This window comes from Pseudoalteromonas sp. Ld19, assembly GCF_045064135.1.
In the GTDB taxonomy this organism is placed as follows: domain Bacteria; phylum Pseudomonadota; class Gammaproteobacteria; order Enterobacterales; family Alteromonadaceae; genus Pseudoalteromonas; species Pseudoalteromonas aliena.
This window is the reverse complement of record NZ_JBISHA010000019.1, coordinates 139,605-165,496: the sequence shown is the minus strand read 5'-3', so window position 1 is coordinate 165,496 and position 25,892 is coordinate 139,605. Positions and strand designations below refer to the sequence as shown.

At 38.6% G+C, this 25,892-nt stretch carries 27 protein-coding genes; 14 read left to right on the top strand and 13 right to left on the bottom strand.

Annotation, left to right across the window (positions count from 1 at the left end; all coding sequences use genetic code 11):
* Positions 1–44 precede the first annotated feature (44 nt).
* A complete protein-coding gene (locus ACJJVZ_RS10580; RefSeq protein ID WP_405600276.1) occupies positions 45–566 on the bottom strand; it encodes an EF-hand domain-containing protein in 522 nt (173 codons plus the stop codon).
* A 212-nt stretch (positions 567–778) separates the two neighbouring features.
* Entirely contained in the window at positions 779–1,210 is a 432-nt protein-coding gene (locus ACJJVZ_RS10575; RefSeq protein ID WP_138586070.1) for an exonuclease III, read from the bottom strand.
* 239 nt (positions 1,211–1,449) lie between these two features.
* On the opposite strand from ACJJVZ_RS10575, the gene xthA reads away from it, so the two are divergent.
* The 3 genes from xthA to ACJJVZ_RS10560 are packed head-to-tail and all read left to right on the top strand — an operon-like array spanning position 1,450 to position 3,706.
* The gene (gene xthA / locus ACJJVZ_RS10570) at positions 1,450–2,256 is read left to right on the top strand and encodes an exodeoxyribonuclease III (protein ID WP_405600274.1); all 807 of its coding nucleotides are present in this window, start codon (positions 1,450–1,452) and stop codon (positions 2,254–2,256) included.
* A gap of 5 nt (positions 2,257–2,261) precedes the next feature.
* Positions 2,262–2,909 carry an energy-coupling factor ABC transporter permease gene (locus tag ACJJVZ_RS10565; protein ID WP_405600480.1) on the top strand — a complete coding sequence of 216 codons (648 nt, stop codon included), beginning with the start codon at positions 2,262–2,264 and terminating at the stop codon, positions 2,907–2,909.
* On the top strand, positions 2,906–3,706 hold the full coding sequence (locus ACJJVZ_RS10560; protein WP_405600272.1) for a putative RNA methyltransferase: 801 nt from the start codon (positions 2,906–2,908) through the stop codon (positions 3,704–3,706). The genes ACJJVZ_RS10565 and ACJJVZ_RS10560 overlap by 4 nt, the downstream gene beginning before the upstream one ends.
* A 28-nt stretch (positions 3,707–3,734) precedes the next feature.
* Here ACJJVZ_RS10560 and yfbV read toward each other — a convergent pair whose 3' ends face one another.
* Positions 3,735–4,181, bottom strand: a complete 447-nt coding sequence (gene yfbV, locus ACJJVZ_RS10555; RefSeq protein ID WP_405600478.1) for a terminus macrodomain insulation protein YfbV — start codon at positions 4,179–4,181, stop codon at positions 3,735–3,737.
* 284 nt (positions 4,182–4,465) lie between these two features.
* Between yfbV and ACJJVZ_RS10550 the strand changes: the two genes are divergently transcribed.
* The 7 genes from ACJJVZ_RS10550 to ACJJVZ_RS10520 all read left to right on the top strand — a co-directional run bounded on the left by ACJJVZ_RS10550 (position 4,466) and on the right by ACJJVZ_RS10520 (position 11,119).
* Positions 4,466–5,680: an acetate kinase gene (locus tag ACJJVZ_RS10550; RefSeq protein ID WP_405600270.1), complete on the top strand. Its 1,215-nt coding sequence runs from the start codon at positions 4,466–4,468 to the stop codon at positions 5,678–5,680.
* A gap of 1 nt (position 5,681) precedes the next feature.
* Entirely contained in the window at positions 5,682–7,835 is a 2,154-nt protein-coding gene (gene pta / locus ACJJVZ_RS10545) for a phosphate acetyltransferase (RefSeq protein ID WP_193155290.1), read from the top strand.
* A gap of 232 nt (positions 7,836–8,067) precedes the next feature.
* Positions 8,068–8,454, top strand: a complete 387-nt coding sequence (locus tag ACJJVZ_RS10540; RefSeq protein ID WP_138584935.1) for an ACT domain-containing protein — start codon at positions 8,068–8,070, stop codon at positions 8,452–8,454.
* A 3-nt stretch (positions 8,455–8,457) separates the two neighbouring features.
* Complete coding sequence (locus ACJJVZ_RS10535; protein ID WP_077537805.1) at positions 8,458–8,955, top strand: PTS glucose transporter subunit IIA; 498 nt, start codon at positions 8,458–8,460, stop codon at positions 8,953–8,955.
* Between the two features lie 4 nt (positions 8,956–8,959).
* A complete protein-coding gene (locus ACJJVZ_RS10530; protein WP_405600267.1) occupies positions 8,960–9,310 on the top strand; it encodes an ArsC family reductase in 351 nt (116 codons plus the stop codon).
* The gene (dapE, locus tag ACJJVZ_RS10525) at positions 9,303–10,433 is read left to right on the top strand and encodes a succinyl-diaminopimelate desuccinylase (protein ID WP_405600265.1); all 1,131 of its coding nucleotides are present in this window, start codon (positions 9,303–9,305) and stop codon (positions 10,431–10,433) included. Before ACJJVZ_RS10530 ends, dapE begins: the two co-directional genes overlap by 8 nt.
* Positions 10,433–11,119, top strand: a complete 687-nt coding sequence (locus tag ACJJVZ_RS10520; RefSeq protein ID WP_405600263.1) for a M15 family metallopeptidase — start codon at positions 10,433–10,435, stop codon at positions 11,117–11,119. Before dapE ends, ACJJVZ_RS10520 begins: the two co-directional genes overlap by 1 nt.
* Positions 11,120–11,147: 28 nt before the next feature.
* Here ACJJVZ_RS10520 and ACJJVZ_RS10515 read toward each other — a convergent pair whose 3' ends face one another.
* The 4 genes from ACJJVZ_RS10515 to ACJJVZ_RS10500 form a co-directional block, all read right to left on the bottom strand.
* Positions 11,148–12,017 (bottom strand): DMT family transporter, encoded by an 870-nt coding sequence (locus ACJJVZ_RS10515; protein ID WP_405600261.1) that lies wholly within the window; start codon positions 12,015–12,017, stop codon positions 11,148–11,150.
* A 35-nt stretch (positions 12,018–12,052) separates the two neighbouring features.
* Positions 12,053–12,826 (bottom strand): putative DNA-binding domain-containing protein, encoded by a 774-nt coding sequence (locus ACJJVZ_RS10510; protein ID WP_405600258.1) that lies wholly within the window; start codon positions 12,824–12,826, stop codon positions 12,053–12,055.
* Positions 12,823–13,653, bottom strand: coding sequence for a DUF692 domain-containing protein (locus tag ACJJVZ_RS10505; RefSeq protein ID WP_405600256.1), 831 nt, complete (start codon positions 13,651–13,653; stop codon positions 12,823–12,825). Before ACJJVZ_RS10505 ends, ACJJVZ_RS10510 begins: the two co-directional genes overlap by 4 nt.
* A gap of 286 nt (positions 13,654–13,939) precedes the next feature.
* Entirely contained in the window at positions 13,940–14,398 is a 459-nt protein-coding gene (locus ACJJVZ_RS10500; RefSeq protein WP_193155283.1) for a hypothetical protein, read from the bottom strand.
* Positions 14,399–14,590: 192 nt separating this feature from the next.
* Here ACJJVZ_RS10500 and ACJJVZ_RS10495 point away from each other — a divergent pair, with 192 nt between their 5' ends.
* Genes ACJJVZ_RS10495 through ACJJVZ_RS10480 form a run of 4 tightly spaced genes read left to right on the top strand, consistent with a single transcriptional unit; the run spans position 14,591 to position 17,505 of the window.
* A complete protein-coding gene (locus ACJJVZ_RS10495; protein ID WP_405600254.1) occupies positions 14,591–15,955 on the top strand; it encodes a COG3014 family protein in 1,365 nt (454 codons plus the stop codon).
* Between the two features lie 8 nt (positions 15,956–15,963).
* Positions 15,964–16,389, top strand: a complete 426-nt coding sequence (locus tag ACJJVZ_RS10490; protein ID WP_193155281.1) for a YcfL family protein — start codon at positions 15,964–15,966, stop codon at positions 16,387–16,389.
* An 11-nt stretch (positions 16,390–16,400) separates the two neighbouring features.
* Complete coding sequence (gene lpoB, locus ACJJVZ_RS10485; RefSeq protein ID WP_182702417.1) at positions 16,401–17,021, top strand: penicillin-binding protein activator LpoB; 621 nt, start codon at positions 16,401–16,403, stop codon at positions 17,019–17,021.
* Positions 17,022–17,037: 16 nt separating this feature from the next.
* On the top strand, positions 17,038–17,505 hold the full coding sequence (locus tag ACJJVZ_RS10480; protein ID WP_405600251.1) for a glycine zipper 2TM domain-containing protein: 468 nt from the start codon (positions 17,038–17,040) through the stop codon (positions 17,503–17,505).
* A gap of 578 nt (positions 17,506–18,083) precedes the next feature.
* On the opposite strand, the gene ACJJVZ_RS10475 is transcribed toward ACJJVZ_RS10480, so the two are convergent.
* The 6 genes from ACJJVZ_RS10475 to pyrD all read right to left on the bottom strand — a co-directional run bounded on the left by ACJJVZ_RS10475 (position 18,084) and on the right by pyrD (position 25,881).
* Complete coding sequence (locus ACJJVZ_RS10475; protein WP_405600249.1) at positions 18,084–19,829, bottom strand: DUF3466 family protein; 1,746 nt, start codon at positions 19,827–19,829, stop codon at positions 18,084–18,086.
* An 11-nt stretch (positions 19,830–19,840) separates the two neighbouring features.
* Positions 19,841–21,754 (bottom strand): ABC transporter ATP-binding protein, encoded by a 1,914-nt coding sequence (locus ACJJVZ_RS10470; protein WP_405600247.1) that lies wholly within the window; start codon positions 21,752–21,754, stop codon positions 19,841–19,843.
* A gap of 15 nt (positions 21,755–21,769) precedes the next feature.
* Entirely contained in the window at positions 21,770–22,009 is a 240-nt protein-coding gene (locus tag ACJJVZ_RS10465; protein WP_193155277.1) for a glutaredoxin family protein, read from the bottom strand.
* Positions 22,002–24,119 (bottom strand): bifunctional 23S rRNA (guanine(2069)-N(7))-methyltransferase RlmK/23S rRNA (guanine(2445)-N(2))-methyltransferase RlmL, encoded by a 2,118-nt coding sequence (gene rlmKL / locus ACJJVZ_RS10460; RefSeq protein ID WP_193155276.1) that lies wholly within the window; start codon positions 24,117–24,119, stop codon positions 22,002–22,004. Before rlmKL ends, ACJJVZ_RS10465 begins: the two co-directional genes overlap by 8 nt.
* Before the next feature lie 91 nt (positions 24,120–24,210).
* A complete protein-coding gene (locus ACJJVZ_RS10455) occupies positions 24,211–24,741 on the bottom strand; it encodes a cell division protein ZapC (protein ID WP_405600244.1) in 531 nt (176 codons plus the stop codon).
* Positions 24,742–24,870: 129 nt separating this feature from the next.
* On the bottom strand, positions 24,871–25,881 hold the full coding sequence (pyrD, locus tag ACJJVZ_RS10450) for a quinone-dependent dihydroorotate dehydrogenase (protein ID WP_193155275.1): 1,011 nt from the start codon (positions 25,879–25,881) through the stop codon (positions 24,871–24,873).
* Between the last annotated feature and the right edge of the window lie 11 nt (positions 25,882–25,892).

Sequence of the window (25,892 nt, the reverse complement as noted above, 5' to 3'; positions counted from 1 at the left end):
GTGAAAATCACTGGCTTCTAACTTGATTAATCTAACAGCAAAAATTAGCTGCGTTTAAGTGACTCAAGTGCGTCATCTTCAGCTACGGCGCTGCCGTACTTTTCAATATAACCGACAAACTCGCTTTTACTAACGCGTTTATCTTTATCTTTGTCCATATAACCAAAATGATTTGAAATATCATCGTCATTACCTTCGACGATTGAGATATAACCATTTTCGTCATTATCTAAACTTGCAAAACTACTTTCAATTTTATCAAATTTAGCAATATCGGCTTTAAATGCCGACTCGCTCACATCACTATCAGTCGCAACTTTACCGGCATTTAGTTGCATGTAAGTGCTAAACTCTTTACGGCTGATTTCATTGTCCATATTGGTATCAATATTTGAAAAATGTTCCCAGATGTTATCGTCATCTGCTTCGACTTTTGAAATATAACCATCGCTGTCATTGTCCAGACTTGCAAAATCGCTGTCTATTTTATCAAGACCTTGATGTGAAGAACAAGCTGCTAGGCTCAATGATGCTAAAATTGTTGCTGCTAATGTTAACTTTTTCATAAGACGTATCCTTGTAATTAATAAATGTCAGTCTAATTAATACAAGTCTAATGCCAAAATTAAAAGCGCAATTAAATCAATGATATGAATTCAATGCATCTTCGAGAGGAGCTATTTTATCACATCATTTCTGCAGACTTTTCAGTAAATCTTGTAATTTTTACAAAAAAAAGCTCGGTAAAAATACCGAGCTCTTTTTAAGTCTTTAGCGATTAAATAGCGGCGTTTTGATAACGCTTAACAAATTCAGTGACTGTTTGCCCATTACATTTTAACGAGTCTACATTACCTAACTTTTGACGAACTGGTGCTAGCCCTTGTTTTAAAGCTGTAAGGCATAATTGTGTTTCTTGTTGAGCATCTTTAGCAAATACTTCAACCTTAGCTTTAGTTACTTTACTGGCTGTTTCTTTTTTGGCGATATCGCGAATATCTTCACCATTACACAAGATGCTTGATGAAAAGCGCGATAAAAATACACCATGCTGAGCCGCTACTTTACGAGCAGCTGTAAAACCCTCATTTGCACTTAGTACACATAATTTAGATTCAATTTTATTGTCTTTACTAAAATACGAATTACTTTGTGCAGAAACAGTTGTTGATACTAAAAGTGCTGCAGCTAGAATTAATTGTGTTTTCATGAGAGTTCCTATTTGAACGTGGTTGCTAAATAATTTCGCGCATTATATAACCAACAATCCACATATCAATTGAATTTTTTATTTATTTTACAAATTAATAGAACATTAACAATGTTTAAACTTTAAACACCATTTGTACAACATTTGCGCAGCTATTTTCTCATTTCAGTCATTTTATGTAAGCGTATTTACTGATACAATTTGGTGTATTAAATCGAACTAATTTTAAGGCAAATCCAATGAAAGTGATTTCTTTTAACATCAATGGTCTGCGTGCTCGTCTTCACCAGTTACAAGCTATTATTGATAAACATCAACCAGACGTGATTGGCTTACAAGAAATTAAAGTTCATGATGAAGCGTTCCCGTTAGAAGATGTGCAAAACATGGGGTATCACGTGTATTACCATGGTCAAAAAGCACATTACGGCGTAGCTATGTTATGCAAAAAAGAACCAAAATCAGTCTTAAAAGGTTTTGCTACAGATACTGAAGAATCACAAAAACGTATGATCAGCGTTACCGTGGAGCAAGAAAACGGTCGTGATTTAATCGTAATGAATGGCTATTTCCCACAAGGCGACAATATTAATCATGAAACTAAATTCCCTTATAAACGTCAGTTTTATAAAGATTTAATGACTCACCTTGAAGCAAACCATACACCCGCTCAAGATGTTATCGTTATGGGCGATATCAATATATCTCCAACCGATTTAGATATTGGGATTGGCGATGTAAACGCAAAACGTTGGTTAAAAACGGGTAAATGTTCTTTTCAACCCGTGGAGCGTGAGTGGCTTGCTACATTACTTAACTGGGGCTTTAAAGACACTTTTAGAGAGCAAAACCCTGATACAAGCGATCAATATTCGTGGTTTGATTATCGTTCAAAAGGATTTGTAGATAACCGAGGTTTGCGCATTGATGTGGTGCTTGCAACTAACGACTTGTCAGCTCGTTGTATTGAAACTGGAATTGATTACGAACTACGCGGCATTGAAAAACCGTCAGATCACGCACCAATTTGGTCAACGTTTAAATAATTATGATGTTGAGCGTACAATTACAAGGGTTGCTTTGGGCCCTAGTAATAATATTTAGTTTACTCAGTTTTGATAAAGCGACTTATAAAGCGCTTTTTGCTACACCCGTTCGACAAACGGGTGTACTTGCTTGTGCGCTGGTCTTTGCACTTTTATGGCGGATCAAAGCTGGGATACTAACAGGCCTAGATTTACATATTTTAGGCGTAACCGCAGCCACTTTAATTCTGGGTTGGCGCTTGGCTATTTTAAGTAGTTTGCTTGCAACTGCGTTACTATTCGCTTTTGGGCTTATTGAGCTTGAATTACTCGCGGTGCAAATACTTATTAATGCATTCATACCTATAATAGTTAGCTACTTAGCTTTTATTGTTAGTTATCATTATTTACCTAGTCACTTTTTTGTTTATATATTTGTCTGTGCTTTTATTACTGCAGGATTCATAGCGTGTCTAAAAATATGCTTGGGTGCCTTATTTTACTTAGCTATTGGGCAATATAATTGGCAAGAGCTCGCTGATAACTATGTATATTTAAGTGCCATAATTTGGTTTCCTGAAGCCATGCTAAATGGAATGGCCATTACTATAATGATCACTTATCGCCCACATTGGGTAAAAACTTTTTATGATAAGGACTACCTAGACACATGAGTCTTGAATATCGCTGCCCTTTGTGTAGCAACATGCTTACAAAAACGAACAACACGCTTAGCTGCGAAAATAAACACAGTTTTGACTTGGCAAAAGAAGGGTATATCAATTTATTACCTGTACAGCAAAAAAACTCTAAGCAGCCAGGCGATTCATTAGAAATGGTACAAGCCAGACGCACATTTTTAGAACGCGGTTATTACCGCTTTTTACAACACGCACTGGGTAACATAGTTAGCACATTTGATGCAGGCAATATTATTGATTTAGGGTGTGGGGAAGGTTTTTACACGCATGCACTGGCGAATAAAACAAACGCTAATGTGTATGGTGTAGATATATCAAAGTCAGCAATAAAATATGCTGCAAAGCGTTATGATAATTGTCAATTTAGTGTTGCATCAATTAGCCAGGCACCGTTTGAAAACCAGTTCGCCGATGTGTTAGTGAGTGTGTTTGCTCCTTTATTTGAACAAGAACTGGCTAGACTTGCTAAATCTGGAGCAACACTGATTGTTGCAAGTCCAGGGCCTTGGCACTTAAAAGAATTAAAAAATTATATTTACGAAAACGTTAATGAACATACTCAAATAGATACCCCAAGTGGATTTGTTCAAGCACAGCAAATACTGCTAACTGAGCAGGTAACGCTTAATTTTAACGACGTAAAGAACCTGATTATGATGACACCATTTGCGTGGAAATTCAGACCTGAACACTGGACGTTACTCGAAGAAAAAGGTGAGCACAATGTCACCTTATCATTTTACATCACCCAGTTTACAAAAAAAGCTTAAGATAAATGAGGTTGTGAGTTAACAACCTCTAAAATTGCTCTTTTGTAAACGCTTTATCCATTTTATCAAACATGTCTTTTAAAAGATTTGCAAGCTCCAGATAACGAGGCTTTTTTTCGTTTAGCTGTGTTTGATAACCATTGGCAAGCATTTTTGTGTAAAGATCGTTATACCATCTTTGCATAGCTGGTTCTAAAGGCGTTTGCGCGCGTTTACCTAGCCACAATAAGCCTTGCAACGGTAACGATATAAAAAATAAAGCACTTGCAATAGCTTGCGGTAAAAAATCTGGCCCTAAATAATTTATCTGAAAAAACAACGTAAGCATGGCTAAAATGGGCATAACTGTGATCGCAAGATCTGTGGCTTTAATAATCTTAAACTCGATAAATAGAGGCGATAACTCTTTTCTCATTGGCCATTGTTTTGCGTACAACCGCCCCGCTTGTACTTGTGACATCACACTTTTTTGCATCATGACTCCTCACAGTGACTCTATTAAAACACAATACTAAATGGGTTATCTCTAAAGTGTAACACAATTTTAAAGGCTTTTACTTTATCAGTAAAAGTGCTTAATTTTGCTGTTAAAGTGTGCAAAACACTAAACTAAATTTCGTAACTGGGGTAAAATATTACGCATTGATTCAGCTACGTTTTAGTTTAGCTTAATTAAATATTTTAGCCTTATTTATCACCTTGAGTGTAACGATTAATGTTTACGTTCACTTACTAAATTTTGTTTATGGAAATGAATTTATGTCAACAACCTCTCCTAAGTCACAACACGTTTTAGTACTAAATTGTGGTAGCTCCAGCTTAAAATTTGCCATTATTGATGCAAACACAGGCCACGAAATCATATCGGGTTTGGCAGAGCGCTTAGGTGCAACAACTCCTTCTATAAAATATAAATTTAACGGCGCTAAAACAGTCATTAACTTGGCAGCGGAGCAAGCCCATGCCGAGGCTATTGATACGTTAGTAAGCCTAATAAAAGATCATAACTTAGATGAGCAACTTATTGCTGTGGGCCATCGTGTTGTGCATGGCGGCGAGCATTTTACACAATCGGTATTGATTGACGAGAAGGTCATAGCGGGTATTACACAAGCTGCAACGCTTGCGCCGCTGCATGGGCATGCTAATTTATTAGGCATCGCATCTGCACAGGCATCGTTCGAAGGTTTACCACAAATAGCTGTATTTGATACTGCGTTTCATCAAACAATGAATGAAGTAGCTTACCTTTATGCACTGCCATATAAGTTATATACAGAATTTGGCGTTAGGCGTTATGGGTTTCATGGCACAAGCCACTTCTATGTTGCAGGACAAACTGCAAAGCTACTTAATCAACCAATCGAAAAAAGTAACTTTATTAGTGCTCATCTCGGGAATGGCTGCTCAGTATGTGCAATAAAAAATGGTAAAAGTGTTGATACAAGTATGGGATTAACACCACTAGAGGGGCTTATGATGGGCACGCGTAGTGGTGATATAGACCCCGGTCTGTTTAACTTTTTAACCACGCAGCTCGATTACACTGCACAGCAAATAGATAACCTACTCAATCAAAAAAGTGGTTTATTAGGTATCAGCGAGCTTTCTAATGATTGCCGCACAATTGAAGAAGCAGCTGTTGCCGGTAATAAAAAAGCAATACTCGCGCTTGACATGTTTTGCTATCGTCTTTCAAAACAAATTGCTGCTTATATGGTTCCACTACAACGCCTTGATGCGATTATTTTTACCGGTGGTATTGGTGAAAACTCAGATATTATCCGCGAAAAAGTAATTTCCCAACTTGCCTTTTTAGGTGTTGATTGCGATCAACACGCTAATCTTAATGCTCGCTTTGGCCAAGAAGGCATAATTAGTTCTTCACAGGCACGCAGCAAAGCTGTAGTCATGCCTACAAATGAAGAATGGGTTATTGCGCTTGATGCTGCAAATATAGCCAAGGAGCTTTAATATGGCACGTCGTATTATGTTAATCCCTGTATCTACAGGTGTTGGTTTAACTTCTGTCTCTGTTGGCTTAGTGCGTGCTCTTGAACAAAAAACAGTGAAAGTGAATTTTTTCAAACCAATTGCCCAGCCTCGCTCGGGTGAAACAGGACCTGAAAAATCAACGCAAATAGTTACCCAAGGCTCTCCTATTAACCCGCCCACTCCTTTTGCACTCGATTATGCAGAGCAAATGATTGGCGATGGTAAAGGTGACGACCTACTTGAAGAAATTGTTGAGCGCTTTGAAAGCAAAATAAACGATGATGAAGTGGCCATCATTGAAGGTATGGTCCCTACTCGACGTCAGCCTTACGCTGGGCGTGTAAACCGCGAAATAGCACAAACACTGGGAGCAGACATTGTATTTGTCCTTACACCTGGTAATTACAGCATTACACAAATAGAGGACCGCCTTGAGATTGCAGCTGGGAACTATGGCGGTATTGACCACCCTCGCGTACTGGGCTGTATTTTTAATAAAGTAAATGCACCACTTGATGAAGAGGGCCGCGCGCGCGCTGATTTAGTTGATACCTACAAACCAGAAGAACTTGAAAACGAATTAAACCGTTTAGCGTCGTTACCTATTTTTAGAAAAAACCCGTTTATGTTACTTGGTGCAATTCCGTGGGATTTTGACCTCGTCGCACCGCGCGTAAAAGATTTAAGCGCGTATTTAAAAGCAACGATAATAAACGAAGGCGATATGCTGCACCGTCGTCTGCGTCGTATTACTTTTTGTGCGCGTACAGTGTCAAATATTTTAAATTACTTTACCCCAGGTGCCTTATTGGTAACACCAGGCGATCGCTCAGACATACTCGTAGCTGCATGTTTATCAGCAATGAATGGTACAAAACTGGGGGCTATATTACTTACCGGTGGCTTTGAACCAGAGCCACGTATTATGGCTTTGTGTGAACAAGCAATGCAAACGGGTTTGCCTATACTCGCTACTGACGCTGATACATGGCGTACCTCATTATTACTACATAACTTTAATATGGAGGTTCCCAGCGATGATGACCAACGTATTGAAAAAGTAAAAGATCATAACGCTGAACATATTGATTCTGATTGGCTAGACACATTAGCCAAAAACGTAGGTAAAACACGCAAATTATCCCCTCCCGCATTTCGTTATTTATTAACCGATAAAGCACGTAAGGCAGGCAAAACCGTTGTACTACCTGAGGGTAACGAGCCACGCACCATTAAAGCCGCTGCTATTTGTGGTCAACGCGGTATTGCTAAAACCATATTACTTGGCGATCGTGAAGAGATAATGCGTATTGCCGAGCAGCAAGGCATTGAGCTTAACGAACACGTAAGTATTATTGAGCCTCAAAGCATCATTAATGATTATATAGCGCCTATGGTCGAAATTCGCAAAAGCAAAGGTCTAACAGCTGTTGTAGCACAAGAACAACTACAAGATAACGTAGTACTTGGCACTATGATGCTAGAACAAGGTAAAGTCGATGGTTTAGTATCGGGTGCGGTTAATACCACAGCCAATACAATTCGCCCACCTCTACAGTTAATTAAAACGGCGCCAGGCTCGTCGCTTGTTTCCTCGGTATTTTTTATGCTGCTGCCAGATCAAGTATTAGTTTACGGTGACTGTGCTATTAACCCAGATCCAAACGCCGATCAATTAGCTGATATAGCAATTCAATCAGCCGACTCAGCCGCTGCATTTGGTATAGAGCCACGCGTGGCGATGATCAGCTACAGCACCGGTACTTCTGGCACCGGTGCTGATGTTGAAAAAGTACGCGAAGCGACAAAAATAGCACAGCAAAAACGCCCTGATCTTATTATTGATGGCCCACTGCAATACGATGCCGCAATCATGGAAAACGTGGCTCTTAAAAAAGCGCCCAATAGCCCTGTTGCAGGAAAAGCGACCGTATTTATATTCCCTGACTTAAATACCGGTAATACAACGTATAAAGCGGTACAACGTAGCGCGGATTTAATAAGTATTGGTCCTATGCTACAAGGTATGCGCAAACCAGTTAACGACTTAAGCCGTGGTGCTTTAGTTGATGATATCGTATATACAATTGCCCTAACTGCAATTCAAGCAGCACAGGCGCAGACACATAATTAACTGTTGAATTAACATGTGTTTTTTATGGCCTAGCTATTATTTATTTAATAATTAACTAGTTAGGCTATTTATACCCCGCAACCCCCACAGTTATCCACAGAAATTGTGGGTAAGTTTTTCTATCTTCGGGAATTTACTCACTTACTATGAGGTTAGTTACTGTTACACCTTTAATTCAAAGCTAATGATCTATACTATAAAGCTATCTATATTGCTGTTTCGCAGGTTTTTAATGTCAAAACAAACATTACAATTACACAGCACCATTTTATCTATACACAGTCTAGATGTTGATGCCGACATACCTGCGGCACTGTTAACACTGCCGTTATTTTTTATTTCTAAAACCCATGACGAAGTATCGGTTGTCTGCCCTAGTAACTTTGAAATAGACAGCTTAGACACAGAGCCAAACTGGCAAGCTCTTGAAGTTATTGGCCCACTTGGCTTTTCGTTAACAGGAATTATGGCGAATATTTCAGGTGTCTTAGCGCGTGCTAAAATTTCTATCTTTTCTATTTCGACCTACGATACCGATTACATACTAGTAAAAAAACAAACGGTACCTCTGGCTATTACTGCGCTAAAAAAAGATGGTTACAACGTGGTGGTCGAATAAATCATGAAAGCTCAAAAAATACAGTACATAGCGCAAAATAAAATCCCCAAAAATGCCATAAATATTACCAGCCCTTTTTCAGGTAAAGTACTTGAGCTTAATGAACACTCTGAGCCTTTGTTTCGTTTTGGTACATTGGGCCCTGGTATAATGGTGCAATTAACACATCATAAAATTTTAGCGCCGTTCGACGGCACTTTATTACAAGTAAAAAACGCAGGTACTGAGTTTGTATTACAAGCTAAAAATGGTTTAAAGATTTTAATTAACTTAACTATCCCCGATTCGCAATCGATAATGCATACTCATATAGCACAGCTTAACGGTAGTAAAATAATCAAAGGCCAACGCCTTGCTTATTTTGATTTACGCGAGCTCGACAGCCCTTTACTTGCAAGTTTAATTTTACTAAACGGCCATCATCTCGGTACGTTTCATCACTCTCACCCGCAGGTAAAAGCAGGCGAAGACACCCTATTAACTATTATTAAGAAGAACTAGATTTATGATCACTCTATACGGTATTAGCAACTGCGATACGATAAAAAAAGCAAAAAAATACTTAGCCGACAACAATATCGAATTCACTTATCATGATTACCGCAAAGATGGCGTAAACGAGAAAATGGTGAGTGATTTTGCAAATAAGCTCGATTGGGAGCAACTCGTTAATAAAAGAGGCACTACTTATCGCGCATTATCTGATGAGCAAAAACAGAGCCTAACTAACGAAAGTGCTATCCCATTGTTAGTTGAACAACCTGCAATGATAAAGCGCCCTATATTAGTTAACAATGGCACTTACCATTTAGGATTTAAAGCAGCCCAATACGACGAGATTTTTAATAATGACTAATGATGTAATTAAACTCGCCCAAGCACTCATCCAACGACAATCAGTAACGCCCGAAGATGCTGGCTGCCAACAAATGATGAACGAGCGCCTTGCTGCGGTTGGCTTTAATATTGAATCATTATTTTTCACCGATACATTAAACACTTGGGCTCGGAAAGGTACACAATCGCCGCACTTTTGTTTTGCAGGCCATACCGATGTAGTGCCAACTGGGCCAGAAAAAAATTGGCAACATCCGCCATTTTCAGGATTAATAAAAGACGGTTTATTACATGGCCGGGGCGCTGCCGATATGAAAGGCTCACTTGCTGCAATGCTTGTAGCAACCGAGCGTTTTGTTACTAAGCACCCAGATCATAAAGGTTCAATTTCATTTTTAATTACGTCTGACGAGGAAGGTCCGTTTGTAAACGGGACGACTCGTGTAATTGATACGCTAGAAGCACGCGGTGAAAAAATTGATATGTGCCTAGTAGGCGAGCCCTCATCACGCGATGTACTCGGTGATGTGGTTAAAAATGGTCGCAGAGGCTCACTTACCGCATTTTTAACAGTTAAAGGCGTACAAGGTCATGTTGCCTACCCCCATTTAGCACACAACCCAATTCACTTAGCGACGCCAGCACTTACTGAACTTAGCCAAACGGTGTGGGATAACGGCAACGAATACTTCCCTGCTACCAGCTTTCAAATTTCAAATATTAATGGCGGCACGGGTGCGGGTAACGTGATCCCAGCTGAACTAGAAATACAATTTAACTTTAGATTTAGCACGCAAGTAACGCATGAGCAATTACAACAACGTGTAAATGACATTCTACAAAAACATAATTTAAATTATGAATTAAGTTGGATAGTCAATGGTTTGCCTTTTATTACCGAGCACGGTCCACTTGTTGATGCCACAGTAAATGCTATTAAGTCTGTAACCGGTTTAACAACTAACCTAGAAACCACAGGTGGCACATCTGACGGACGTTTTATTGCGCAAACAGGTGCTAAAGTAATTGAACTAGGACCACGTAACGCCACTATTCATAAAGTAGATGAATGCGTAAGTACCGATGATTTAATAGCCCTTAGCGACATTTATGAGCAAATACTAGAGCAAATATTAACATAATGGATGTCACTCAACCCACATCAATATTGTGTATCACAGGAAAAAGTGACACACATTTAACTGATATACAAAACCATCGCTTGCACAGCGCCATCATTAGCGATTTTTTAGCGCTACAAAATGCTGCCCAAAAGGCAGGGTTCGAACTCGCGATAGCCTCAAGCTTTCGTGATTTTAATCGCCAATCCATTATTTGGAATAATAAATTTGCAAGTTTACGACCTGTTTATGATAAACAGCAAAACGTTGTGGATTTAAGTAAACTAAGTGATATAGATAAGTGTATTGCGATAATGCGCTACTCTGCACTACCAGGGACAAGCAGGCATCATTTAGGCACTGACTTGGATGTGTTTGATAAAGCAGCAGTGAATGACGATTACAAACTACAGCTAACGCCCGATGAATACCAACTAGGCGGGCCATTTTCACCTTTAAGTAATTGGCTTGATGCTAACTTAGTTAAATATGGTTTTTATCGCCCTTACCAGCATGATTTAGGCGGCGTAGCGCCAGAGCTTTGGCATATAAGCCATATTAAGCAATCACAGCTATTAGTGAATAGGCTTGACGAACACGCACTTTTTGACTGCATAAAAAACAGTGAACTACAGGGTAAGCAGGCAATACTTGATAACTTGCCTGCTATATATACACGCTTTGTAACAAACGTGAGTTCACCCTAAAAAGAAGGTCTGCTTTGCCTAAGTGACGTTAAACCTTCTTTTTATTTAAAATAAATACAAGTACAGCGCCTAATATTAATGAGCTTGCTACTGTAAACTCCATTGTTACCTGCTCTGATAAAAATAACATACCCGCCATTGCTGCAAGTACGGGGACACACAGCTGAACAACAGCAGCTTGCGTACTTTTGAGTAATGGCATAGCCACATACCAAATACTGTAACCCATACCCGATGCTATCGCGCCCGAGGCGCAGGCAAGTAACACCCCTTCAATGCTCACATCTTGTAAATGGTTCATGCCTACCAGTAGTAAAATAGGGATAGCAACTAAGCTTCTAATAAAGTTAAAACCTGTTGTACGTAATGGCGATACGCACACTTTTCCGCGAATGCTATAAATGCCCCACGCTATTCCGCTTAACGCCATAAGTGATGCATCAAGAATAGATGGCACTGCAGCAGAGGGCAACATTAGGTACACAAAGCCACCTAACGCAACTAAAAACGCACACCACTGAAGGGCACTTAATTGCTCTTTTTTATAAATCCCCCAGCCAATCATGGTCAGTTGCACAGCCGAAAATAAAATAAGTGCCCCCGTACCGGTATCAAGTTTTACGTAAGCTATAGAGAAACAAATTGCATAAACAAGCAAGCTAATACTACTTCGCCAGCTGCCTTTATCATCTAAAATAGTGCGATCAAATCTACCTTTACGTTTTAAATTACTCGTATAAATAGCCATTATAATACCCAAGCACACAGCGCCGCTGAGTAAACGAATAATGGTAAAATTCCAAGCATCTATATAACCTTCTGCTAATGCCATTCTGCAAAATAGAGAATTTGCAGCAAATGCTATTAAAGCAATAATTGTGTATAGGGTGGCTTTCAAAAAAAAATCCTTAAAAAGAACAACGTTGTTTAAAGTTAACCGCTTATTAACCAACCACGTTCAAGCCATTGATTAACTTTAATAATTAAAAAATCAGCGATTTTATCGCCAGGAAGTTCATTTAAACAGGATTGACATAACTGTGCAAAGGGGGTCTTTTGTTTTAATAGATTTAATAGACGGTATTCTTGCTCATCAACGCTTACGTATTGCGTACGCCTGTCAGCATCACGCGCTATAACCCAAAAACGCAGGGCTGATGATTGGGGATCTGGCGGGGTTTGCTTTTCTTTTATTGCTTGCCAACTTTCAACAGCGGATGTACTAAACTTTACTAATTGAGCACTGGGGTGCAGGTTTAATATTAAAGTCGGCCATGCTAGCGGTTCAACCATTTCTAAGGATTCTACCGCTAACAATGCAGCGTCTCTTGCATCAAACGCACTTAGCAACAAGCGTTCAAATTTAGCTATATCTGCGAGTATGGGGTAATTTTTAAAAGGAGTTTGGGTCGCTAGGTAATCAGGTAGTTTATCTGCAAAAATTCGTAGCGATGTATGAGATGAAGGATACAGGGCTAAATAACCATCAACCATTTGTTCAAATAAATCATCACCTAAGTAAATACCTAACTGCTGGTGATCTTGCTCTATCACTGCTCTTAAGCGAATTTTATAAGCGTTTTGATAAATAGAGAGCCGCTGCTGTGTACTTAACTGCCCTTGCTGTGCAATTTGCTCGGTAATATCCGAATTTTCACCTTGCAGTAAATCCATAAACTGTTGTTGCAGCTTTGCTAAATCACTCATGACGTCATTTTCCAAAACGGTTTTACCAATGTTTTAGCATGCTCAAGCTCGCTAATTAGTTCATCTAACGAGCCTATATTATCATCGCGCTCAATCATGGTGCTTGTTGGGCTTAGCGTTTGCGCATACTGCTGATATAAATCCCACACTGCGTCAGGTACATCTTCATCATGGGTATCTATTATATGCGTACCAAAGTCTTGATGCCCTGCTAAATGAATTTGCGCTATAGCAGTACTCGGTATCGCTGCTAGATAATCCATTGCGTTAAAATCGTGATTACGTGCACTTACATAAACATTATTTACATCCATTAAAAATTTACAGCCCGTTTGCTTATGTAATTGCGCTAAAAACTCCCATTCTGTCATTTGTGAATCGTTATACGTTAAGTAGCTCGACACGTTCTCAAAAATCATTTCACGGCCAAGGTAGTCTTGCACCTGCGCTATTTTAGTTGCTAAATGATTCAGCGCTTCATTAGTGTAAGGCATTGGCAGTAAATCGTGACTATTGATCCCCCCTACTTGGGTAAAACATAAATGATCAGACACCCACTGCGGCTCAACTCTTTCAATTGTGTTTTTTAACTGATTTAAATAAGCTTTATTAATCGGATCAACACTACCAATAGACATTGATACCCCGTGCATCACAATTGGATAATCCGCTCTAATTTTATTTAAATAATGCCAAGGTTTACCCCCTGCAACAAAATAGTTTTCTGAAATGATTTCAAACCAATCTACAGATGGTTGCTGTGCGATAATCTGTTCAAAATGTGGGGCTCTTAAGCCTAAGCCAAAACCTAAAAAGCGGTTCGTCATATACTTCCTTAAAAGCCTGAGTAATACATTTGTAATTGATATGTTGCTCAGGCTTATTTTATAACTTTAATTAACCTGAGCTCTGGTTAAGAGATTTACTAACATATTGAATCATGGTGATATTTAAATTTATTTTCTCTAGCCAGAGATTTTCAGTGAAAACAAGGCGAATTTACGCGTCAATAGCTGGCCTATTGCAAGTAAATTCAACGCAGTTAGCACTGAAAATAGCTGCTCGAGATAGATTTATTATCCAGAGTTCAGGTTAGTTATTAATAATTAGCTATTAACTGCCTACAGAGCCACCAATATCGCCACATGCTTTCGCTGGCATAGAAACGAAACCGGTGCCTTTACATGATGCATGACCTGCACACGCATTATTAGCTGTTTTACAATCGTTATGACCACCACACACATTTACATCATTACAGTGTACTAAATCAGTTTTAGTAACTGTGCCAACCCATTTATCTTTTACCTTACCGCCAACGTCAGCACATGCTTTTGCAGGCATTGCTACAAAACCAGTGCCTTTACACGATGCTTGACCAGCACATGCGTTTTCGGCTGTTTTACAATCGTTATGGCCGCCACATACATTAGCATCGTAACAATGAACTAAATCGGTTGTTGCTGTATTATTCGCAACTGTATTTGATGAAGACGTTTGTGTTTCAGTCGCATTACAACCAACTAAACCCGCAACCATTACTGCCATTGCAGCACCTGTGAACTTTTTCATTTTTATTTCCTCTGAGTGATATAACAAATAGCTAGACCGCAAAAGCTAAATAACTATTTCAGTGTAGTTGATAAAAAATTTAAAAATTCACGTTTTGTTCACCAACTTTACTCTACGATTTTTTACAATCTTTCACATATTTAACCGATAAGAGTATGTTAATGTATCAGCGTAAATTAAAAGGAGTGCTCAGTGCGCCGCAGTATTATTTTAAGCTTTAGTTTTATTTTAAGTGGTTGTAGCACCATAGGTTTTAGTGATCTATTTAATGACTACGCAACTCAAATGACACCAGTAAGAAACGCGATCGAGAATAATAATATCGAAGAAGCACGCTCTCTTATTGCTAAAAATAACACCACGCACAGCAGTTATTTACTTAATCAATTAGAGCAAGCACGCCTAGATGATTTTGCTAAGCGCGCTGATGATGCACAAAACAAGTTCGAAAACGTATACAAACAAATGCAGAGCAAGCGTGCAGCAGCAAAAATACAAGTCAGTGCAGGGCTTGAGCAAAGTAACGCATTATTTACTAACGACTCAGTTATTACCTACGTCCCTCCCGCTTACGAAATGAGCATGCTACATAGTTATAAAGCACTTAACTATGTGTATAAAAACGACGTTGAAAGCGCTTTAGTCGAAATTCGCCGAGCAAATAAGGTACAAGTGGATGCGCTTGTTGAAAATGATAAAGACGTTGATTCAATAGCAAAAGAAGCGCAACGGCACTATCCAAGTATGAATAATATAACGAGAAAGATCAAAAATGGCTTTCAAAACGCTTATACCTTTTACTTATCTGCTTTGCTATATCAAAGCGCTAAACAATACGACGATGCTTATATTGATTATAAAAAAGCACTCGCAATTGAGCCAAATAATATTTATTTACAACGCGACGTAATGCGCCTTGCAAAAAAACAAGGGTTTGAGCAAGATTTAAACGAGTTTAAACAACGTTTTAGTGATGCACCTAGCATGGCTGCAAATCAAGGCGAAGTTATTGTTTTATTTGAACAAGGTTTAGTTCCAAAGCAAGATGAATTTAAATTACGTCTACCAATTTATACATCACGTGACGATATGCGCTTTTACAGCCTAGCAATACCTGTGTACAAAGATAATGCCTATGTTCGTCGCGTCAATAATATAAATATAGATACACAAAATTTAGCACTTAGCCCTTTGGTACATATTGAGGCGCTGGCTGCTAAAACATTAGAGGACGCAATATCTGCAAAAGTGGCCCGTCAAGTATTGCGATTAATTGCGAAAGAAAAGGTGCGTGCAGAACTTGCACGCAGTGCAGGTGATGTAGGTAATATACTAGCCAATATTTATAATTTAGCATCTGAGCAAGCCGATACTCGTAGCTGGCTTACGCTTCCGAATCAAATTAGTGTCGCCCGTGACACACTTAACGTGGGCGTACATTCATTATATGTAGGTACACACGCACCTATAAATTTTACCGTTAGTAAGCAAAGGTTAACATTAATTTACTTAACCTCTGTTAATAATTACTTTAACTACCATGTAGTTCAACTTTAGGAGGCATCATGAAATACATCGCGCCATTATTAGCAGCCTTAGTGCTCAGTGCATGTTCAAGTAGACCCGTTACATCAGGTATCTCTGTTGAACAACATCAAAACTCATTTAGTGATCAACTCCGTGTTGATAATCCAAATTTAGCTAAAAAGCTCGCTATCACTGATGTAAAAACTCGCCAAACGAACCAGTTAACCGACGTGGTCGTTACGCTTTCTAGCAATTATAAAAAGTCTCAATACTTGCAATATCAATTCAATTGGTTTGATAAAGATGGCTTTATTATTAAAGGCAATCATTCGCCTTGGCAGGCACTTACTTTATTTGGTTTTGCAAAAACACAATTACCGGGCTTAGCACCAAGTCCAGATGCGGTCACCTTTTCATTAGCAGTAAGAGAAGTCTCAACCAAGTCACAAGAATTCAAAGATTAAAGGAAACGACAATGATCATCAGTAAAAAGTATAAAACAGCATCTACTTACGCTTTAGTTGGCTTAAGTGCCTTGGTATTAAGCGGCTGTGCAAACAAAGCCGTAGTCAGTTATGGAGATGCACAAGCGGTAGAAACAACCGATATTAACTTTGGCTCGACAGACTTACAGAAAGTGGCGAGCCAAATGACAGACTCATTGCTAAGCTCGCCAGTAGTTGGCACTATGACAGCGAATAAGCGCCCTGTTGTGTTTGTTGAGCGTATTAAAAACAAAACCAGTGAGCACATTGATACAGAATCAATCACCGATTCAATCTCTACTCAGATGCTTCGCAGCGGTAAATTCCGCTTTGTTGATATGAGTCGTGTCGAGTCTGTACGTGAGCAGTTAACATTCCAAAACGAAGACGCCCTTGTTAATCCAGCAACAGCTGTAGCGTTTGGTAAGCAGATTGGTGCGCAATTTATGTTATACGGTAACTTATCAAGCATTGTTAAATCAAATGCAGACAAGTCAGACGTTTACTACAAATTTACAATGCGTTTAATGGATATGGAAAGCGGCCTTATAGAGTGGGCAGACGAAACTGAAATTCGTAAAACAAAAGAAAAATCAACCTTTGGCTGGTAGCTAGTGGGAGTGAGTGATGAAAGTAATTACTGTATTAATGTGTACTTTATTATCGGTAAGCGCACCTACTTTTGCCAAATATGAACGCAATAAAGCGGTGCCCGTACAACAAGTTCTATTTGGGGATGTCAAGTCGGTGCGTAATATTACCGAGCAAGAAATCATCCAAGATAAAAAAAACGGATGGGAGACATTTGGTGGTGCATTGTTAGGTGGGGTTATTGGGAATCAGTTTGGTGGAGGAAGCGGTCGAACTGTCGCAACAATACTTGGCTCAGTTATTGGTGGCAGTGTCGCACATAACAAGCAACAGAGAAATCACTACCAACAAAGTCACTTTGTGGAGTTATTGATACAGGTTGAAAGTGGCGAGCAGTTTATGGTCGTTCAAGATCAAGACCAGTCCATGCGCTTTAGCAAAGGCGACAACGTTAGGCTTGTGTATTTAAATGACAACACAGTACGTGTAGATAAAGCTTACTAATAAATTAATAATGGTATCATAGTATTTAGTTGTTCTATTTAACCTGAACTCTGGTTAAGAGATTTACTAGCATATTGAACCATAATGATATTTAAATTTATTTTTCTCTAGCCAGAGATTCTCAGTGAACACAAGGCGAATTTACGCGTCAATAGCTAGCCTATTGCAAGTAAATTCAACGCAGTTAGCGCTGATAATAGCTGCTAGAGATAGATTTATTATCCAGAGTTCAGGTTATTTAGCTTTTATTTAGAACAACTAAATTTTCATCATGTTTATCTGTAATAAAAAACTCGATTACTCTGTTTAATAAATTTACTGATTTGTTGCAGTAAATTTAATTCAGTTAGCATCAAAAATAGCGGTTTGTAATCAATTTATTATCTTGAATTTAGGTACTAATCAATAATAAATGCACGCAAATGGGCATATTTATAATAATCTTAGCGGCACTATTTGGTAGGGGCAAGCTTACGTTGTTAAAGCTACCTATCACCCATACTCTTTACAGGTATAAATGATAGGCAGTGTACAAGCATTACGAAACAGTTTGCTTGAGGAGGTAATAAACTAATCGACTAAAAGCGGAAAAGTCGTCTTACGCCAACTAGTGGTAATAACAGTAATGCATACCAAGGAAAGCTCGCTGAATTACGCTCATAAACTTCTACCTCAGGAGGAGCACAACTCTCTACTGTTCCATCCACTAATGGTGTAAGCTTTACAGCAACCGCCACGCTTTCAAATTCAGTTTTACCGTCAATATCAGTAACAATACCACCTAAAGAATTACGTTTTTCAACCGTTTTAGTAGCTACGCCAAATATTTCATTATTTTCGTTAATAACTTTAGCTTCTGCCATAGTATAAGCGTACGCAGTTTCACCATCCGCTTCAAAACACGGCAATAAGTCATTAAGATTCGTAACTTTATCATCACCAATTTTATAGACAAATGCTTGTTTACGTCGAGAACTATCAGTAGTACCTACTTCGCCTTCACCAACAATATAACCTTTGTTGTTTATATCGTTACCGAAAGAGCTAGAGCTATTAAAATAACCTGTTGGAAAAACAGTGTTGCCTGTTTTTATATCATGATAGAAAAACTTATTACGGCGAGTATTTTCAATAACTTTCGTTGCGTAACCTGTAATGACGTCATTGTCATTAACGGCTACTGCTTTGCCGGATTGGCGGGAATCATTCTCTTGGTCTAAAAAAGATACAGCCTTACCACCTTTAAAATATACCGGCATTGTTATAATTATGTCATTATTATTGTCATAACGAATATTTGAAGAACCAACGATAGTGCCATTTGCATTAATAGCAAAAGCTGTACTTGCAAAGGCATCATCTTCAGTTTCGTCTTCATCTGGAGTGAGTGCTAAGCCAAGCTGTTCAACAGAAATTATATTTAATGAATTATCTAGTTCCCACTTAACTGCACGTTTATTAAATAACCCTCTTGCAATATTGGTATTTAATAAGTTAATGCAGACTGATGTTGGCTCATCTTCATTATCACAACTATCATTGATATTAACTTGCCTGTCGTCGGGAATACTTGTAGATACGCTACCAACAACAGTATAGCCGTTTGCTGTTTTTACAATATCGTTTGCGCGGCTTGTCCCGCCATATTCATTAAATTCAGGTGTCAGAGGTACGCGCACTCCATCAGCACTAACAACGATCCCTCGTTCAATAAATTCATGGGTAAACCAGCTTTCAGCCTCGTCTTCACCATCAGGTGTAAATGACACTTTATCATAAGGCGCGCTTCCCCAGCCAACCGTAACACCATTTTCACTTACTGCGTTATAAACATTGGTAGTGGACTGGGTTAGGCCATCATAATCAACAGCAGCGATATCAAATAGTGGCTGCTCTATTACATTGGTATCTTTAAAATTGACTGCAACCAAAGAGCTAAGCTTTTGGTATTCAAAGTTATTTGAAAGTGATGATAAAAATCTAACCATGAAACTGTGGGCATCTGGGTTAGTATTAATGGCATCTTTATTTTCAATATCATCCAGCGTAAATGTGATTACTTTATCGCTTTCTTCGAAAGCTTTTTTCTCATTACTATAAGCCGTTTTTATTACACTTTCTGTAAAATCAATATAGCTAATATCTATCGGCAGCTTGTAAACACCGTTTGCAAAACCGATAATATGGCCATTTTTACTCACATCGCTTATATAAGAATGTTTAGCGCCTTCGAGTGTGCCTAATTCGCTTAGTTGATACGTTGCGCTTATTGCTGATGTGCTCAGGGTCGCTAAAACACTGACAGCGAGTAATTTATATTTCATTTTTATCCTTACTACTGATTCTGTAATTCTTCAAGTTCTTCCCAGCGCTCTAGGGCGGCTTCAAGGTCAGACTCAAGTTGTGCTAAATGGTTCAACGCTTTCGTTGTTACATCACTGTTTTGCTTAAAAAAGTCAACGTCACTAACAACAGCTTGTTGAGTTTCAATATCAACTTCAAGTTGTTCCATTTTATTAGGCAGTTGTTCTAATTCAAGTTTTAATTTGTACGTTAGTTTAGTTCCTTTACTCTCTACTTTTGCAGGCGTCACCGGTGCCGATTTTTCAGTCTTTTTTGTTAGCTGCGGTGTTTGTTTCTCTTGCTCTGCTAAGTAGCTAACATAAGCTTCATAGTCACTGTAACCACCTACTATATCAGTTACTTTACCATTTCCTTCAAATGCCCAAACACTTGAACACGTATTATCAATAAACTCACGGTCATGGCTTACAATCAGCACAGTGCCTTGATATTGATTAATTATGTCCTCTAATAACTCAAGTGTTTCAATATCCAAGTCATTCGTTGGCTCATCGAGAACAAGTATATTAGACGGTTTTAAAAACAATTTAGCTAATAGTAATCTGTTTTTTTCACCACCAGAGAGTGCTTTAACAGGGGTTCGAGCACGTGCTGGCGGGAATAAAAAGTCTTGTAAATAACCTAAAACATGACGTGAGCGACCACCCATCATCACTTCTTGTTTACCTTCAGCAACGTTATCTTGTACTGTTGCTTCTTCATCTAACTTTTCACGATATTGGTCAAAGTAAGCGAACTCTAAATTAACACCTTGTTTAGTTATGCCATTATCTGGCACTAAATCGCCGAACATTAATTTTAATAGGGTTGTTTTACCAATCCCATTTGGGCCAACTAAACCTATACGGTCACCGCGCATAACAAGTGTAGAGAAGTCATTTACAATGACTTTGTCTTTGAATGCATGACATAAATTTTTAGCTTCAAACACTAACTTACCAGAGCGATCTGCCGTTTCGATATTAAAGTCAGTTTTACCTACTTGATCAACACGTTGTTTGCGCTCGGTACGAAGCTGCTTTAACTCCCTAACACGTCCTTCGTTACGCGTTCTACGTGCTTTAACACCCTGTCGGATCCATGTTTCTTCTTCTGCTAAACGTTTATCGAACAATGCATTTTGAGCTTCTTCAACTTTTAAATCATGCGCTTTTTGTTCTAAATAAGTCGCGTAATCACCAGGATAGGATATAAGTTTACCGCGATCCAAATCTAAAATACGCGTAGCAACAGCACGAATAAACGCACGGTCATGCGATATAAATACAATACCGCCTTTAAATTCTTTTAAAAACTGCTCAAGCCACATAACACTTGCCATGTCTAAGTGGTTTGTTGGCTCATCAAGAAGTAATAAATCAGGCTCACTAACAAGTGCACGAGCAAGTGCCACCTTACGTAACCAACCACCTGAAAGAGACTCGAGTTTAGCGTCTGGTGTTAACTCTAATTGAGTTAATACTAATTGAATTCGGCTATCAAAGCGCCAGCCATCCGCAACTTCTAATTGGTTTGATAAACGCTCAAGTTTGTTTAATAACTTATCATTACACTCTGTTTGTAACTCATTACTTACATGGTGAAAATCAATGAGTAAATTAGCAATTTCTGGCATACCTTGCGCAACGTAATCAAATACTGTTCCACTTGCACCTTTTGGTGGATCTTGCTCTAAGCGTGAAATTCGTATTCCGCCAAGCTGATTTATTTCACCATCATCTAAAACAACTTGGCCATCAAGTACTTTTAATAACGTTGATTTACCCGCGCCATTTCTGCCAACCACACACACTCGCTCGCCACTTTCAATTACAGCATCAGCTTTGTTCAACAAGGCGTGTGTACCAAAGGCAAGTTGTGCTTTTAAAATTCTAATTAAATCCATAGTTCTTATTTGCTCTTATTCTGTTTGCGCTAAAAATTCACGCACACTGTGTGAGGTAAAAGGCCAAAACAACTGTTCGCCATGTTCACTTTTTAATACAGGAATACTGATTTGATACTCAGCTATAAGCTGCTCATCGCTCATAATATCGATTAGTAATAACCCACTAGTATCACTAAGTACCTCAGTGATAAGTTGCTCAGCTTGTTCGCACAAGTGGCAACCATCCGTGTGATATAAAACCCATTTAGCCATGCGTAATTAACCAGCTATTATGGATTTTTTTATTGCGCTTAAAATCGGGTGATAATGTTTTATCTGAAATATTAACGGCTTTTAAACCTAAACCGATCAGCCCGACTTCATCCATCACAAAGCCACGTTTGTTATTAGAGAAAATTAACGTACCCGATGGGCTTAAAATCTTTTTAACCCAGGTTAATAATTTAATATGATCACTTTGCACATCAAATGCATCTTTCATACGCTTTGAATTAGAGAAAGTCGGCGGATCTAAAAATATTAAATCGTATTGCGCGGTTGCATGTTCTAACCATTTTAAGCAGTCTGCTTGTTCAAAACGGTAACGTGTATTATTAATACCATTTAAATCAAAGTTATCTTGGCCCCATTTTAAGTAGGTCTTTGATAAATCAACGGTAGTAATGGCTTTAGCGCCACCTAAGGCTGCATGCACAGACGCTGTACCCGTGTAAGCAAACAAGTTTAAAAAGCGTTTATCTTTGGCATTTTCTTGAATGTAACGACGCATTAAACGGTGATCTAAAAACAATCCAGTGTCTAAATAATCAAATAAATTGACTTTAAACTTAGCGCCAAATTCTTCAACAACCATAGTACGGTTTTGTTTAGACATTGCCGTATATTGATCTTCACCCTTTTGTTTTTTACGCACTTTTACAGCAATATTTTCTGGGGCAATTTCAAGCTGTTGAGACGTTAAACTGATTACATCTTGCAGGCGTTTTTCTGAGGTTTTTTCATCGATTTCTTTAGGCGCCGCGTATTCAAAAATAACCGCTGAATCACCGTAAATATCCACAGCAACATTGTATTCAGGGATATCCGCTTCATATACTCGGTAAGCATCCACTTTATTTTGTTTAAGCCAATTTTTTAAACCGTGTTTATTCTTTTTTAAACGATTTGCAAATGACGTTGAGCCTTCAAAATTAAGTGCTTTTTTGTCATCTGTCGTTAGGCTTACTTGCTTATCATCTAATTGATATAAGTTAAGTTCAACGTCAAGCGGGCCATTTTTAAACTTATAACGCTTAAGGCGAACTAGTTTTAAAAGTTTAAATAAGCTCTCATCCATGCCTAGTAGGGCAAGTTTCCAGTGATTAAAATGCTTTTTAAAGCCAACACCTAAATTACGGTGTAAGTCTACAAGTTCAGCCATAGAGCCAATACGCTCACCATACGGTAAGTTTGAAATGACCACACCTGGTAACTTAGCAACTGCAGTCAGTTTGGTTGCATCGCTTTGTTTAAATTTAATAACGTCATCAAGCTCAGCACGTTTTGCATTATCAATAGCTTTACTTAACACTTGCTCATCGTAATCGTGACCAATTAACCACAATTTAGGATCGGTAATATTAGCAAGTAACTCTTCTTTTAGTTCTTTAAATTTGGCGGCTCTAAAGCTCGGCAAACGCTCAAAAGCAAAACCTTCACGGAACAAGCCCGGTGCTTCATTTCGTGCCATACCAGCAGCTTCAATTAAAATAGTCCCCGCACCACAACATGGATCAAATAAAGGCTGTTTTACATTTTCAAGCCAACCACTGCGCTTAATTAGAGCGGCTGCTAAATGTTCTTTAATCGGTGCTTTACCTTGACCTTGACGGTAGCCACGTTCAGATAAGCGGGGGCCAGAGTAATCAATATACATTGATACACCATAACGATTTAAACGTGCAACAACACGTACGTTAGCATCTTGCTTATCTACATTTGGGCGCTGTTCGAATAAATCATTAAAGTAATCAACTATCGCATCTTTAATTACAAGACCAGAAAACTGTGTATTTTTTAATGAATCATTTGTGCCATTGAAGTCAACTGCGAATGTTTGCGTTGGTCCAAACCATTCTTGCCATGGCTGCGAACGCGCAAAGTTGTACAGGCTACTTTTGTCATCTACGCCTTCTTTTTCTTCAATAAGCATAAGCACACGCGTAGCAAAACGACTTGATAAACAAACCTTTTGCGCTAGTAATGAGTCAGCCTCAAAACGAACTGAACCCACAGTTTGCTTAGACACCGTTGCGCCAAGCTCTGTTAGTTCATCAACCAATAAATTTTCGATTCCGATAGAAGTAAGTGCGATAAATTGCAAAGTAGTAACCCTTAATAGCTAATTGCGCAGGATTATATCATAGGTTGGCATACAAACACGCCATAAACACGTGCATATAAGGTAAATTTGGTTAGGCGGTTTGGCTTTGATATTGCTGATTTAAGATAGGGTGTACGCGGTTATTCAAAATACGGATAACTTCAAACTGCGTTAATGATAAATTTTCATCCAGTTTAAAGTCCTCACTCAGGTTTAAACAAATAGAAGCATCAGGGCAATGCTCCACAATAAGAAAATCACCCGATTGTGCTTTAGATGTTAATTTTACAATCGCTTCAACACTAGGATCTGAGCCAGTATACTCTTTAAAAAACCAACTTTTAGCTAAAACTGGCTTTAAATGGTATTTTACTGCAGTTGCATTAAGTGATATTTGGCATATTTTTGCAGGACTCCACACGTTAAAGCCTACTAAATAGTTATAAACTTGCTCGTAAAACGCGGCATCCTCCACGCTAAAGTAAGGGTTTTTAAATACAGAGTCGGTTAATAACCTTAGTTTATAGGGGGTGCACAACTGCATATCGTCATTTAAATCAAGCAGTAAGCGATTTTTATTGGCACAAGCAATCCATTGCCATTGCTTTGATGCTTGTAACATATAACCCCCCTTACTTAAGTGATGTAATTAAAATAATACAATAAGCTTAGAGTATAACTGCTTTTAACCATTATATAAATATTTACTTAGAACATTTATCGAACGATCAAAAGCTTAGATAGCAGATCCTTATAAGCCATTTACAATTGATTTTACCAATTGCGGTCCTTTATAAATAAATCCGGTGTAAATTTGCACTAAATCTGCTCCGGCATTTATTTTTTCCTTTGCCGATAGCGCATCATCAATACCACCTACCCCTATTATTGGTAGTTGCCCGTGAGTTAAACGTTTTAACTCACTTACCACGTGCGTAGAGCGCTCTTTTACTGGGTGTCCTGATAACCCACCCGCTTCATCAGCATATTGCTGACCAATCACTGCGCTTCGCTCTAACGTGGTATTAGTGGCAATAACACCATCAATTTTGTTGTTAATCAAAGACTCACTTACTTGCTCAATTTGGATCTGATCCAGATCGGGCGCAATTTTGACAAGCATGGGGACTTGCTTATTATATTTTGCGATTAAATCTAACTGTTCATTTTTCAAACTTTGTAATAAATCATCCAGCGCCGCACCGTACTGCAGATCACGAAGGCCTGGGGTATTGGGCGATGAAATATTCACTGTGATGTACGAAGCATGTTCAAATACTTTGCGCATGCAATGAATATAGTCATCCTTACCTTGTTCATTCGGTGTGTCTTTATTTTTGCCAATATTAATGCCTAGTATGCCATTGTATTTTGCCGCTTTTACATTGGCGACTAAGTTATCAACACCTTTATTATTAAAACCCATTCTATTGATAATCGCATTTGACTCTGGCAACCTAAAGATACGCGGCTTATCATTTCCTATTTGAGGACGAGGTGTAACGGTACCTACTTCAATAAAGCCAAAGCCCATTTGGCTAAAGGCACCAATACACTCAGCGTTTTTATCAAGCCCTGCTGCAAGTCCCACTGGGTTTTTAAATTCAAGGCCTAAAAAATTGACAGGCTTGTCTGCAACATTTTGTGACCATGCGGCTTTTAAAGGGGTGTGTGCAAAGCGACGAAGATTATTGAGGGCAAACTCATGGGCCCACTCTGCATCACGAGTGAACATAAACCGGCGAGCTAAATCATAAAACATCAAGATAATCC

Bases quoted from the DNA above. Each gene is read 5' to 3' on its own strand.
- ACJJVZ_RS10490 (WP_193155281.1), top strand. From the start codon at position 15,964: ATGAAATACATCGCGCCATTATTAGCAGCCTTAGTGCTCAGTGCATGT.
- ACJJVZ_RS10475 (WP_405600249.1), bottom strand. From the start codon at position 19,829: ATGAAATATAAATTACTCGCTGTCAGTGTTTTAGCGACCCTGAGCACA.
- ACJJVZ_RS10455 (WP_405600244.1), bottom strand. From the start codon at position 24,741: ATGTTACAAGCATCAAAGCAATGGCAATGGATTGCTTGTGCCAATAAA.
- ACJJVZ_RS10575 (WP_138586070.1), bottom strand. From the start codon at position 1,210: ATGAAAACACAATTAATTCTAGCTGCAGCACTTTTAGTATCAACAACT.
- yfbV (WP_405600478.1), bottom strand. From the start codon at position 4,181: ATGCAAAAAAGTGTGATGTCACAAGTACAAGCGGGGCGGTTGTACGCA.
- dapE (WP_405600265.1), top strand. From the start codon at position 9,303: ATGACTAATGATGTAATTAAACTCGCCCAAGCACTCATCCAACGACAA.
- pta (WP_193155290.1), top strand. From the start codon at position 5,682: ATGGCACGTCGTATTATGTTAATCCCTGTATCTACAGGTGTTGGTTTA.
- pyrD (WP_193155275.1), bottom strand. From the start codon at position 25,881: ATGTTTTATGATTTAGCTCGCCGGTTTATGTTCACTCGTGATGCAGAG.
- ACJJVZ_RS10480 (WP_405600251.1), top strand. From the start codon at position 17,038: ATGAAAGTAATTACTGTATTAATGTGTACTTTATTATCGGTAAGCGCA.
- ACJJVZ_RS10510 (WP_405600258.1), bottom strand. From the start codon at position 12,826: ATGAGTGATTTAGCAAAGCTGCAACAACAGTTTATGGATTTACTGCAA.
- lpoB (WP_182702417.1), top strand. From the start codon at position 16,401: ATGATCATCAGTAAAAAGTATAAAACAGCATCTACTTACGCTTTAGTT.
- ACJJVZ_RS10470 (WP_405600247.1), bottom strand. From the start codon at position 21,754: ATGGATTTAATTAGAATTTTAAAAGCACAACTTGCCTTTGGTACACAC.
- ACJJVZ_RS10500 (WP_193155283.1), bottom strand. From the start codon at position 14,398: ATGAAAAAGTTCACAGGTGCTGCAATGGCAGTAATGGTTGCGGGTTTA.
- ACJJVZ_RS10540 (WP_138584935.1), top strand. From the start codon at position 8,068: ATGTCAAAACAAACATTACAATTACACAGCACCATTTTATCTATACAC.
- xthA (WP_405600274.1), top strand. From the start codon at position 1,450: ATGAAAGTGATTTCTTTTAACATCAATGGTCTGCGTGCTCGTCTTCAC.
- ACJJVZ_RS10565 (WP_405600480.1), top strand. From the start codon at position 2,262: ATGTTGAGCGTACAATTACAAGGGTTGCTTTGGGCCCTAGTAATAATA.
- ACJJVZ_RS10530 (WP_405600267.1), top strand. From the start codon at position 8,960: ATGATCACTCTATACGGTATTAGCAACTGCGATACGATAAAAAAAGCA.
- ACJJVZ_RS10520 (WP_405600263.1), top strand. From the start codon at position 10,433: ATGGATGTCACTCAACCCACATCAATATTGTGTATCACAGGAAAAAGT.
- ACJJVZ_RS10560 (WP_405600272.1), top strand. From the start codon at position 2,906: ATGAGTCTTGAATATCGCTGCCCTTTGTGTAGCAACATGCTTACAAAA.
- ACJJVZ_RS10550 (WP_405600270.1), top strand. From the start codon at position 4,466: ATGTCAACAACCTCTCCTAAGTCACAACACGTTTTAGTACTAAATTGT.
- ACJJVZ_RS10580 (WP_405600276.1), bottom strand. From the start codon at position 566: ATGAAAAAGTTAACATTAGCAGCAACAATTTTAGCATCATTGAGCCTA.
- ACJJVZ_RS10535 (WP_077537805.1), top strand. From the start codon at position 8,458: ATGAAAGCTCAAAAAATACAGTACATAGCGCAAAATAAAATCCCCAAA.
- ACJJVZ_RS10465 (WP_193155277.1), bottom strand. From the start codon at position 22,009: ATGGCTAAATGGGTTTTATATCACACGGATGGTTGCCACTTGTGCGAA.
- ACJJVZ_RS10505 (WP_405600256.1), bottom strand. From the start codon at position 13,653: ATGACGAACCGCTTTTTAGGTTTTGGCTTAGGCTTAAGAGCCCCACAT.